Consider the following 11,713-nt stretch of genomic DNA (forward strand, 5'->3'; position numbering starts at 1 on the left):
GCTTTTACTTGCAGCTTGAGGCTCACAACTTGAAGCTGCCCGGAGGGCTTCCTATGAGTTATGTGATCGACCGACGTCTGAATGGCAAGAACAAGAGCACGGTGAACCGCCAGCGTTTTCTGCGGCGTTACCGTGACCACATCAAAAAGGCCGTCGAAGAGGCGGTCAGCCGCCGTTCCATTACCGATATGGAACACGGCGAACAGATCAGCATTCCCGGTCGCGACATCGACGAACCGGTGCTTCACCACGGCCGCGGCGGCAAGCAGACCGTGGTACATCCCGGCAACAAGGAATTTACCGCTGGCGAACATATCGCACGGCCACCTGGAGGTGGCGGCGGACGCGGTCCGGGCAAGGCCGGAAACTCCGGCGAGGGCATGGACGAATTCGTCTTCCAGATCACTCAGGAAGAATTCCTCGAATTCATGTTCGAAGATCTCGAACTGCCGAACCTGGTCAAACGCAACCTGAGCGGCACCGACACCTTCAAAACCGTACGCGCCGGGATCAGCAACGAGGGCAATCCGTCACGGATCAACATCATCCGCACCCTGCGCTCGGCCCACGCACGGCGCATCGCGCTGTCCGGCAGCAGTCGCGCGAAACTGCGTGAAGTCAAAGAAGAACTTGAGCGACTGAGGCGCGAAGAGCCGGACAACTTCGGCGATATTCAGGAACTCGAGGCCGAAATCGAAAAACTCAGCGCGCGCATTCATCGCGTGCCGTTCCTCGATACATTCGACTTGAAGTACAACCTGCTGATCAAGCAGCCCAATCCCAGTTCAAAAGCGGTGATGTTCTGCCTGATGGACGTCTCCGGCTCCATGACCCAGGCGACCAAGGACATCGCCAAACGCTTTTTCATCCTCTTGTACCTGTTCCTGAAACGGAACTACGACAAGATCGACGTGGTGTTCATCCGCCACCACACCAGTGCCCGGGAAGTCGACGAAGAAGAGTTTTTCTATTCACGGGAAACCGGCGGCACCATCGTATCCAGCGCATTGAAGCTGATGCAGGAAATCATGGCCGAGCGTTACCCGAGCAACGAGTGGAACATCTACGCGGCGCAGGCTTCCGACGGTGATAACTGGAACGACGACTCGCCGATCTGCCGCGACATCCTGATCAACCAGATCATGCCGTTTGTGCAGTACTACACTTACGTGGAGATCACCCCGCGCGAACATCAAGCCCTGTGGTACGAGTACGAACGCATCGCCGAAGCCTTCTCTGACACTTTTGCCCAGCAGCAACTGGTCTCGGCCGGGGATATCTATCCGGTCTTCCGTGAACTCTTCCAGCGCAGGTTAGTGACATGACCGCCAAAGAGCAGAAGCGCCAACCCATTTCCACCGGCTCCGAATGGACGTTCGAGCTGATCCAGACCTACGACCGCGAAATCGCCCGGATCGCGGCCCGCTATGCCCTGGATACCTATCCCAACCAGATCGAAGTGATCACCGCCGAGCAGATGATGGACGCGTACGCGTCGGTGGGCATGCCACTGGGTTATCACCACTGGTCTTACGGCAAACACTTCCTCAGCACCGAAAAATCCTACAGCCGTGGGCAGATGGGCCTGGCCTACGAAATTGTGATCAACTCCGATCCTTGCATTGCCTATCTGATGGAAGAAAACACCATCTGCATGCAGGCGCTGGTGGTGGCGCACGCGTGCTACGGCCACAACAGTTTCTTCAAGGGCAATTACCTGTTTCGTACCTGGACTGATGCCAGCTCAATCATCGATTATCTGGTGTTCGCCAAGCAGTACATCATGCAGTGCGAAGAACGCCACGGCATCGATGCGGTGGAAGACTTGCTCGACTCCTGCCATGCCCTGATGAACTACGGCGTCGATCGCTACAAACGGCCGTATCCGATTTCCGCCGAAGAGGAACGCCGGCGGCAGAAAGATCGCGAAGAGCACATGCAAAAACAGATCAATGATCTGTGGCGCACCATCCCCAAAGGCGCGGACAAGTACAGCGACAGGGACAACGCACGCTTCCCCGCCGAGCCGCAGGAAAACATCCTGTACTTCATCGAGAAACACGCGCCGTTGCTGGAGCCGTGGCAACGCGAGATCGTGCGTATTGTGCGCAAGATCGCCCAGTACTTTTATCCACAGCGCCAGACCCAAGTGATGAATGAAGGCTGGGCAACGTTCTGGCATTACACGCTGATGAACGACCTGTATGACGAAGGCCTGGTGACCGACGGCTTCATGATGGAGTTTCTGACGTCACACACCAGCGTGGTGTTTCAGCCTGGCTTCGACAGTCCGTACTACAGCGGCATCAACCCGTATGCGTTGGGTTTTGCCATGTACCGCGACATTCGGCGCATGTGCGAAGAACCGACCGAGGAAGATCGTCACTGGTTCCCGGAAATCGCCGGTACCGACTGGCTATCGACCATCAAGTTCGCCATGAGCAGTTTCAAGGATGAGAGCTTCATCCTGCAGTACCTGTCACCCAAGGTCATCCGTGATCTGAAGCTGTTCAGCATTATGGATGACGATCAGAAGGACGACTTGCTGGTGCCGGCCATCCACGATGAACCCGGTTACCGGATCATCCGCGAAACCCTGGCCGCGCAGTACAACCTCGGTAACCGCGAACCGAACGTGCAGATCTACAGCATCGATCGGCGCGGCGATCGCTCGCTGACCTTGCGTCACCAGCAACACGATCGCAAACCGCTGGGCGACTCCACTGACGAGGTGCTTAAACATCTGCATCGCTTGTGGGGCTTCGATATCCACCTGGAAACCCTGCAAGGCGACCAGATCATGAAAACCCATCACGTTCCGCCACGCAGTGAACACAGCGAAGGGGATTACGGCCGGCTCGACCTCGCCGTCATTCATCTTTGAAACGGTTCCGGCCTCCGAAAGTCCGACGCAAGAGTTATCCTGTCGGGCTAACGGAGGTTTTTTATGCAGATTTTCAAGGTTGGCGGTGCCGTACGTGATCGCTTGCTGGGCAAACCGGTTACTGACATCGATTGGGTAGTGGTCGGCGCTACCACGGAAGAAATGCTCGCCAAGGGTTATCGCCCGGTCGGCGCGGACTTCCCGGTATTTCTTCATCCGAAAAGCGGCGAGGAATATGCCCTCGCCCGCACCGAGCGCAAAAGCGGTCGCGGTTATGGTGGCTTCACGTTTCACGCCAGCCCCGAAGTGACGCTTGAGGAAGATCTGATTCGTCGCGACCTGACCATCAATGCCATGGCCGAAGACGATCAGCAAAATCTGACTGATCCATATCATGGCCAGCGCGATCTTGAAGATCGAATCCTGCGCCACGTTTCTCCGGCGTTCGCCGAAGATCCCCTCCGCGTTCTGCGTGTTGCCCGCTTCGCCGCGCGTTATGCCGGGCTCGGTTTCACGGTCGCGCCAGAAACCCTGGAACTGATGCGTCAGCTCAGCGAGTCCGGTGAACTGGAAGCGCTGACCGCCGAACGCAGCTGGAAAGAAATCTCCCGCGCGCTGATGGAAGATCAGCCACAGGTATTCATTCAGGTACTTCGCGATTGCGGCGCGCTGAAGGTGCTGATGCCGGAAGTCGATGCGCTTTTTGGCGTGCCGCAACCGGAAGCGCATCACCCGGAAATCGATACCGGCCTGCACACACTCAGCGTGCTGGAGCAGTCAGCGCTGCACAAACAACCGCTGACCGTGCGCTGGGCTTGTCTGCTGCATGACCTCGGCAAAGGCCTGACACCGGAAGAAGAATGGCCACGGCATATCGCCCACGAGCACACCGGGCTGAAGCTGATCAAAGCGGTCAATGAACGCTTCAAGGCGCCGAAGGACTGCCAGGAGTTGGCGCTGCTGGTTGGCAAGTACCACACCCATGGACACCGGGCGCTGGAGTTAAAGGCTTCGACATTGCTGGAACTGCTGCAGAGTTTTGACGTGTATCGCCGACCGCAGCGCTTCGAAGAATTTATTGCTGCGTGCGAGATGGATGCGCGGGGACGCAAAGGGCTGGAACAGAGAAGTTATCCACAGGCGGATTACTTGCGAGGCGCCGCCAGGGTTGCGCGGGAAGTCGCGGTACAGCCGTTGCTGGAGAAGGGATTCAAAGGGCCGGAGCTGGGCGAAGCGCTGAAGCGTGAGCGACTGAAGGCGTTGAAGATCTACAAAGACGCTGCGTCCGCTTGAAGAGCTTCGTCGGATCGCCGCCCGGAGCCGGCTCGCTCTCACAGGGAAATGCATTCCAAAATAGGGGAGCGAGCCTGCTCGCGAAGACGTCAGTCGATTCAACACAAATCTGAGGACGTAAGCTGCTGCCCGCGCCACTCAAACCCAACCGGCGCCAGCACCTGATCAATCTGCGCCTCGGCCCACAACGTCGCGAAGCTTTTCCCCACACCCGGATGCATGCGATCCGGCGCAATCAGCGACAACGGCCACAACACAAAGGCATTTTTCAGAATTTCCGCACGCGGCAAAACCAGACCGTCAAAATTACCCGCCAGTTCGCCATACAGCAGCACGTCGATATCCAGCGGCAAGCCCTTGCGATCCGGTGCGTAACGACCGTTATCAGCCTCGATGAATTTCAAGCGTCGATCCAGTTCCATCAACGGCAGGTCGGTATACGCCGACACCACGAAATTGAAGAACGGCCCGCTCTTGATACCCACTGGCTGGCTCTCGAACACCGCCGAACAACGGATATCCACCAGAAACGTCGCCAAAGCATCCAGCCCGGCGCGCAAATGGGTTTCGCGCTCGATATTGCTACCGAGCCCGAGATAGACCTGAGTCAGCGACATCCGCGCTCAATCTCCACACCCACGCCGCCCTTGGCCGCTGGCACCGCACCAGGCTTGGTCAGCTTTAGCCGAACCCAAGTGATCTTGAATTCGCTCATCAGGACTTCGACCAGACGCTCGGCGAACGTCTCGACCAGCTGAAACTGCGCCTGCTCGGCAAAGGCCTGGATTCGCGTGGATACGCTGGCATAGTCGAGCGCCAGGGTCAGGTCGTCACCGGCAGCGGCCGGGCGATTGTCCCAGGCGAAGCTAAGATCAAGTCGCAGGCACTGTCGGATGCCGCGCTCCCAGTCGTAGGCACCGATCACGGTGTCGACTTCCAGGCCCTCGATAAACACTCTGTCCAAGCACTTCTCTCCACTGCACGACAAGGGCGCAATGCGCCGTTAGAATCAGGGCGTCCTCGCCCGGAATAGTTAGCATGTTTTGGTTACTGGCGACTCTCGCCTACCTGCTCGGCTCGCTGTCCTTCGCCATTTTGCTCAGCCGCCTGACCGGAAATCCGGACCCGCGAATGAGTGGCTCGGGCAATGCCGGCGCCACCAACATGCTGCGCCTGGCCGGTCGCAAACTGGCGATCCTGACCCTGCTCGGTGATCTGTGCAAAGGCCTGGTGCCGGTGCTGATCGCCTCGGCAGCGGGCCTTTCGCTGCAGGATCAGGCGTGGATTGGCGTATGCGCCGTGATCGGTCACCTGTTCCCGCTGTATTTCCGCTTTCGCGGCGGCAAGGGTGTCGCCACCGCTGCCGGCATGCTGCTGGGCCTGTATCCGCCTGCAGCACTGCTGGCAGTATGCGCCTGGCTGCTGACGTTTTACCTGACCCGCACCAGCTCGCTGGCGGCACTGATCGCCACGCCGCTGACCCTGCCGTTGCTGGCCTGGCAGGAACCGGAAGCGCTGTTGCCGATGAGTGCGCTGACACTGCTTATCGTCTGGCGCCACCGCGGCAATCTACGCGACCTGTTTGCCGGGCGCGAACGGCATTTTTAAATACCGTCCATGAACGACACTCATCACAGCGCCGACAACTGCTCCATCGGCCAGCGCGCCTGCACGCTGATGGCCAGGCTTTCCTGCTGACCGGCCTGCAAGCGCTGGCAACCGGCAAACGCGATCATCGCGCCATTGTCGGTGCAGAACTCGGGACGGGCGTAGAACACATCACCCTTCATGTCGCCAAGCATCTTTTCCAGCGAAACGCGCAAGGCTTTGTTGGCACTGACGCCACCAGCGATCACCAGACGTTTCATGCCGGCCTGTTTCAGGGCACGCTTGCACTTGATGGTCAAAGTCTCCACCACGGCCTGCTGGAACGCCAGCGCGATGTCGCAACGGGCTTGCTCGTTGTCGTCCCCGGCGCTGACGCACTGCTGCCAGGCGTTGAGCGCTGAGGTTTTCAGACCACTGAAGCTGAATTGCAGGCCCGGACGATCACACATCGGACGCGGAAAGGTGAAACGTCCTGCGACGCCCTTCTCCGCCAACTTGGCGATTTCCGGCCCGCCCGGATAATTTAGGCCCATCATCTTCGCGGTTTTATCGAACGCTTCGCCGGCGGCATCGTCGAGGGTCTCGCCGAGCAGACTGTATTGGCCGATGGCATCGACCTGAACCAGCTGCGTATGACCGCCGGAGACCAACAAAGCGACGAACGGGAATTCCGGCGGTTTTGGCTCGAGCATCGGCGCCAGCAAGTGGCCCTCCATGTGGTGCACACCGAGTGCCGGAATGCCCCAGGCAAACGCCAGCGCCTGGGCGCAGGAAGCCCCCACGAGCAATGCACCAACCAGCCCAGGACCCGCGGTGTAGGCGATCGCATCGATCTCGGTCGGCACGCAGTCCGCCTCGGCCAACACCTGACGGATCAAGGGCAGCATGCGCTTGACGTGGTCTCGCGAGGCCAGCTCCGGCACCACGCCGCCATAGGCGCGGTGCAGGTCGATCTGGCTGAACAGCGCGTCGGCCAGCAGGCCGCGTTCACTGTCATATAATGCGACGCCGGTTTCGTCGCAGGAGGTTTCTAATCCCAGTACTAGCATGGGTTTGCGCCTTGTTTAGGCTGACTTCGAAGGCGCGCATAATAGTCGCCGCGTGATGCCCCGACCAGCGGTTTTCGATCAGAGGCTTTGCATTCCGAGCGATGAGGGGTTAACATCCGCAACCCTTAAAAACCGACGTCTTCAAGTGCTCTTTTGCCGCGAGGATGTTGACCCCGGTAATGAATGAAGGTAGCTCTGGATGCCAGCCGTCAAAGTTAAAGAGAACGAACCCTTCGACGTAGCTCTGCGTCGTTTCAAGCGCTCCTGCGAAAAAGCCGGTGTACTGGCTGAAGTTCGTAGCCGCGAATTTTACGAGAAGCCAACTTCTGAGCGTAAGCGCAAAGCAGCAGCCGCTGTTAAGCGTCACGCCAAGAAAGTTCAGCGCGAACAGCGCCGCGCCGTTCGTCTGTACTAATACACAGACGTTCGTAGCAAGCTTCTTGCCTAAGCCCGGCTCTCAGCCGGGCTAATGGCATTTGCGTAAAACGCTTGATGCTTCACCGTCGAAGCCGCACACGCGACCGAGACAAATCTGCTTCACGCGTCAGACCTGGCTCTTTTGCCAGCGGTGCACGTCTTTTCTGACGAGCCTTTCAAGGCTACTGACGAGCACACCCACTGATTCCTCTCACGACGATCAGCCCAAGGCACCTGCATGCGTGCCCGCTTTATTGAGCTATCCGAGGCCCTCAACCGGCCGTCAGCGGATTCAGCGCAACACTTTCAAATAGTCGAAGACTGATGAGTACTAACGTCAGTGGATTTTCGGCAGATACACTTCCCGACAGCGATTACGCAGACGACACCGGTCGAGCCGCATATTTTGCGTGCCTACAGTAACGACCCGCGTCCGAATGCCCTTCGTATCGGACTATTTACAGCGCAGACGATGAGAACGCCATGGCCGGGCTGATACCCCAGAGCTTCATTGACGACCTGCTGAACCGCACCGACATCGTCGACGTGGTCAGCTCGCGCGTGCAATTGAAGAAGGCCGGCAAGAACTACACCGCCTGCTGCCCGTTCCACAAAGAGAAAACCCCGTCCTTCAGCGTCAGCCCCGACAAGCAGTTCTACTACTGCTTCGGCTGCGGCGCGGGCGGCAATGCCCTCGGCTTTCTCATGGATCACGACAACCTGGATTTTCCTCAGGCTGTCGAAGATCTGGCCAAAGCCGCCGGCATGGAAATCCCTCGCGAAGAAAGTGGCCGCCCACACAAGCCGCGCCAGCCGACCGATTCGCCGCTGTATCCGCTGCTCACCGCTGCCGCCGACTATTATCGGCAAGCACTCAAGAGCCATCCATCGCGCAAAGCGGCAGTGGATTACCTCAAAGGTCGCGGCCTGACTGGCGAGATCGCCCGGGATTTCGGCCTCGGCTTTGCTCCGCCGGGCTGGGACAACCTGTTCAAGCATTTGAGCAGCGACACTTTGCAGCAGAAGGCCATGATCGACGCCGGCCTGCTGATCGAAAACGCCGAAACCGGCAAACGCTATGACCGCTTTCGCGATCGCGTGATGTTCCCGATCCGCGACACACGAGGGCGCATCATCGCTTTCGGCGGCCGCGTCCTCGGCGACGACAAGCCGAAATACCTGAACTCACCGGAAACCCCGGTATTCCATAAAGGCCAAGAGCTCTACGGCCTTTATGAAGCGCGCAAGAACAACCGCAACCTCGACGAAATCATCGTCGTCGAGGGCTACATGGACGTCATCGCCCTCGCCCAGCAAGGCCTGAAGAATGCCGTCGCAACGCTGGGCACCGCGACCAGCGAAGAACACTTGAAGCGACTGTTCCGTGTGGTACCGAACGTATTGTTCTGTTTCGACGGCGACCAGGCCGGCCGCAACGCCGCCTGGCGCGCACTGGAAGCAACGCTGTCGAGCCTGCAGGACGGACGTCGCGCACGCTTTCTGTTTCTGCCCGAAGGCGAAGACCCGGACACCTTGGTTCGTGCCGAAGGCACTGACGCATTCAAGGCCCGGATCAATCAGCACGCTCAGCCACTGGCCGATTATTTCTTCCAGCAACTGACCGAAGAAGCCGACCCGCGCTCGCTTGAGGGCAAGGCGCACATGGCCACCCTCGCCGCACCGTTGATCGACAAGGTGCCGGGCGCGAATCTGCGCATTCTGATGCGTCAGCGCCTGACCGAAATTACCGGTCTGAGCAGCGAGACCGTCAGTCAGCTCGCACAAAGCGCGCCGCAGGAAGCACCGCCCGCCTACGATCCGGGCATCGATTACGACGCAATGCCGGATTACAGCGACTACCATCAGCCGCAGGCACAGGACATGTATGTGCCGCAGCAGGAGTGGACGCCGAAGAAACCCGGTGCTGGCGGCAAAAAATGGGACAAGAAGCCCTGGGACAAGAACGGCAAGCGTGGCGGTGATCGCGATCAGCAACGCCCGCGCACACCAATTGGCGTCGAGTCGCCGACCCTGACCGCCCTGCGCACATTGCTCCATCACCCGCAATTGGCCGAGCGCGTCGAAGATGCCGGACACATTGCGGACGAGAATCAGACCAACGCCCAGTTACTTGTGGCGCTGCTCGAAGCGGTACAGAAGAATCCCAAGCTAAACTCATTTCAGTTGATCGCGCGATGGCACGGCACTGAACAGGGTCGCCTGCTCAAGGCACTGGCAGAAAAGGAATGGCTGATTGACGGAGATAACCTTGAACAACAGTTTTTCGACACCATTACTAGCTTGTCAGCCCGCCAACGCGAGCGAAATCTGGAACAGTTGCTCAGGAAAGCGCGTCAAAGCGAACTGAGCATTGAAGAGAAAAACCAACTGCGCGACCTACTAAGTCGCAATGTTTCCGCATCAAACCCGACCTCAACTGGCGCGTGAGGTCATAGCTCAGGTATAATCCTCGGCTTGTTTTTTGCCCGCCAAGACCTTCAGTGGATAGGGTGTTATGTCCGGAAAAGCGCAACAGCAGTCTCGTATTATTGAGTTGATCAAACTGGGTCGTGAGCAGAAGTATCTGACTTACGCCGAGGTCAACGACCACCTGCCCGAGGATATTTCAGATCCTGAGCAGGTGGAAGACATCATCCGCATGATTAACGACATGGGGATCCCCGTACACGAGAGTGCTCCGGATGCGGACGCCCTTATGTTGGCCGACGCCGATACCGACGAGGCCGCTGCGGAAGAAGCAGCCGCCGCGTTGGCAGCGGTGGAAACCGATATCGGTCGCACCACTGACCCAGTGCGCATGTACATGCGTGAAATGGGTACGGTCGAGCTTCTGACTCGTGAAGGCGAAATCGAAATCGCCAAGCGTATCGAAGAGGGTATCCGTGAAGTGATGAGCGCAATCGCGCACTTCCCTGGCACGGTTGACCACATTCTCTCCGAGTACACTCGCGTCACCACCGAAGGCGGCCGCCTGTCGGACGTTCTGAGCGGTTATATCGACCCGGACGACGGCATTGCGCCGCCTGCCGAAGTGCCGCCGCCTGTCGAAGCGAAAGTGGCGAAAGCCGACGACGAGACCGACGACGATGAAGCCGAATCTTCCGATGACGAAGAAGAAGCCGAAAGCGGTCCGGATCCGGTCATCGCTGCCCAGCGCTTTGGCGCCGTGGCTGACCAGATGGAAATCACCCGCAAGGCCCTGAAAAAGCACGGTCGCAACAACAAGGCAGCGATTGCCGAGTTGCTCGCACTGGCCGAGCTGTTCATGCCGATCAAACTGGTACCGAAGCAATTCGAAGGCCTGGTCGAGCGTGTTCGCGGCGCCCTGGATCGTCTGCGTCAGCAAGAGCGTGCGATCATGCAACTGTGCGTACGTGATGCACGTATGCCACGCGCTGATTTCCTGCGTCAGTTCCCGAGCAACGAAGTCGACGAAAGCTGGTCCGACGCCCTGGCCAAAGGCAAGAGCAAGTACGCCGAGGCCATCGGTCGCGTACAGCCGGATATCATTCGTTGCCAGCAGAAACTGATCGCGCTGGAAACCGAAACCGGTCTGACCATCGCAGAAATCAAGGACATCAACCGTCGCATGTCGATCGGTGAGGCCAAGGCCCGCCGCGCGAAGAAAGAGATGGTTGAAGCCAACTTGCGTCTGGTGATCTCGATCGCCAAGAAGTACACCAACCGCGGCCTGCAATTCCTCGATCTGATCCAGGAAGGCAACATCGGCTTGATGAAAGCGGTGGACAAGTTCGAATACCGTCGTGGTTACAAGTTCTCGACTTATGCCACCTGGTGGATCCGTCAGGCGATCACTCGCTCGATCGCCGACCAGGCCCGCACCATCCGTATTCCGGTGCACATGATCGAGACGATCAACAAGCTCAACCGTATTTCCCGGCAGATGTTGCAGGAAATGGGTCGCGAACCGACCCCGGAAGAGCTGGGCGAACGTATGGAAATGCCTGAGGACAAGATCCGCAAGGTATTGAAGATCGCTAAAGAGCCGATCTCCATGGAAACGCCGATCGGTGATGACGAAGACTCCCATCTGGGTGACTTCATCGAAGACTCGACCATGCAGTCGCCAATCGATGTCGCCACTGTTGAGAGCCTGAAAGAAGCGACTCGCGAAGTACTGTCCGGCCTCACTGCCCGTGAAGCCAAGGTACTGCGCATGCGTTTCGGTATCGACATGAACACCGACCACACACTCGAAGAAGTGGGCAAACAGTTTGACGTAACGCGTGAGCGGATCCGTCAGATCGAAGCCAAGGCGCTGCGCAAGCTGCGCCACCCGACGCGAAGCGAGCATCTGCGCTCCTTCCTCGACGAGTGATACCAGAACCCCCGGCCCAGGCCGGGGGGTTTGTTTATATGGCAGATTAAATCCTTCGCAACGCCCCTCCCCCGCATACCCCGTCTACACTCGAAACAATCA

10 protein-coding genes are annotated in these 11,713 nt (G+C 58.5%); 7 read left to right on the forward strand and 3 right to left on the reverse strand.

All coding sequences use genetic code 11. The features are described 5' to 3' along the window. The first annotated feature begins 53 nt into the window (after positions 1-53). The 3 genes from U6037_RS26380 to U6037_RS26390 all read left to right on the forward strand — a co-directional run bounded on the left by U6037_RS26380 (position 54) and on the right by U6037_RS26390 (position 4,177). Positions 54-1,325 (forward strand): YeaH/YhbH family protein, encoded by a 1,272-nt coding sequence (locus tag U6037_RS26380; protein ID WP_007910114.1) that lies wholly within the window; start codon positions 54-56, stop codon positions 1,323-1,325. After that, the gene (locus U6037_RS26385) at positions 1,322-2,884 is read left to right on the forward strand and encodes a SpoVR family protein (protein WP_322845017.1); all 1,563 of its coding nucleotides are present in this window, start codon (positions 1,322-1,324) and stop codon (positions 2,882-2,884) included. Before U6037_RS26380 ends, U6037_RS26385 begins: the two co-directional genes overlap by 4 nt. Before the next feature lie 63 nt (positions 2,885-2,947). Further along, positions 2,948-4,177, forward strand: coding sequence for a multifunctional CCA addition/repair protein (locus U6037_RS26390; RefSeq protein ID WP_322845018.1), 1,230 nt, complete (start codon positions 2,948-2,950; stop codon positions 4,175-4,177). Positions 4,178-4,275: 98 nt separating this feature from the next. On the opposite strand, the gene folK is transcribed toward U6037_RS26390, so the two are convergent. After that, the gene (folK, locus tag U6037_RS26395; RefSeq protein ID WP_322845019.1) at positions 4,276-4,794 is read right to left on the reverse strand and encodes a 2-amino-4-hydroxy-6-hydroxymethyldihydropteridine diphosphokinase; all 519 of its coding nucleotides are present in this window, start codon (positions 4,792-4,794) and stop codon (positions 4,276-4,278) included. Next, positions 4,785-5,141: a dihydroneopterin aldolase gene (gene folB, locus U6037_RS26400; protein WP_064390789.1), complete on the reverse strand. Its 357-nt coding sequence runs from the start codon at positions 5,139-5,141 to the stop codon at positions 4,785-4,787. Before folB ends, folK begins: the two co-directional genes overlap by 10 nt. Before the next feature lie 74 nt (positions 5,142-5,215). On the opposite strand from folB, the gene plsY reads away from it, so the two are divergent. After that, the gene (gene plsY / locus U6037_RS26405) at positions 5,216-5,785 is read left to right on the forward strand and encodes a glycerol-3-phosphate 1-O-acyltransferase PlsY (RefSeq protein ID WP_016983146.1); all 570 of its coding nucleotides are present in this window, start codon (positions 5,216-5,218) and stop codon (positions 5,783-5,785) included. 23 nt (positions 5,786-5,808) lie between these two features. Here the strand turns inward: plsY and tsaD are convergent, their stop codons facing one another. Next, positions 5,809-6,834, reverse strand: a complete 1,026-nt coding sequence (gene tsaD / locus U6037_RS26410) for a tRNA (adenosine(37)-N6)-threonylcarbamoyltransferase complex transferase subunit TsaD (RefSeq protein WP_322845020.1) — start codon at positions 6,832-6,834, stop codon at positions 5,809-5,811. A 199-nt stretch (positions 6,835-7,033) separates the two neighbouring features. Between tsaD and rpsU the strand changes: the two genes are divergently transcribed. From rpsU to rpoD, 3 genes are all read left to right on the forward strand, one after another. Then, entirely contained in the window at positions 7,034-7,249 is a 216-nt protein-coding gene (gene rpsU / locus U6037_RS26415) for a 30S ribosomal protein S21 (RefSeq protein ID WP_002551877.1), read from the forward strand. Positions 7,250-7,734: 485 nt separating this feature from the next. Then, on the forward strand, positions 7,735-9,699 hold the full coding sequence (dnaG, locus tag U6037_RS26420; RefSeq protein WP_322845021.1) for a DNA primase: 1,965 nt from the start codon (positions 7,735-7,737) through the stop codon (positions 9,697-9,699). Positions 9,700-9,766: 67 nt separating this feature from the next. Then, a complete protein-coding gene (rpoD, locus tag U6037_RS26425; protein WP_077574775.1) occupies positions 9,767-11,611 on the forward strand; it encodes an RNA polymerase sigma factor RpoD in 1,845 nt (614 codons plus the stop codon). Positions 11,612-11,713: the final 102 nt, after the last annotated feature.

This window comes from Pseudomonas sp. B33.4 (assembly GCF_034555375.1).
GTDB lineage: Bacteria > Pseudomonadota > Gammaproteobacteria > Pseudomonadales > Pseudomonadaceae > Aquipseudomonas.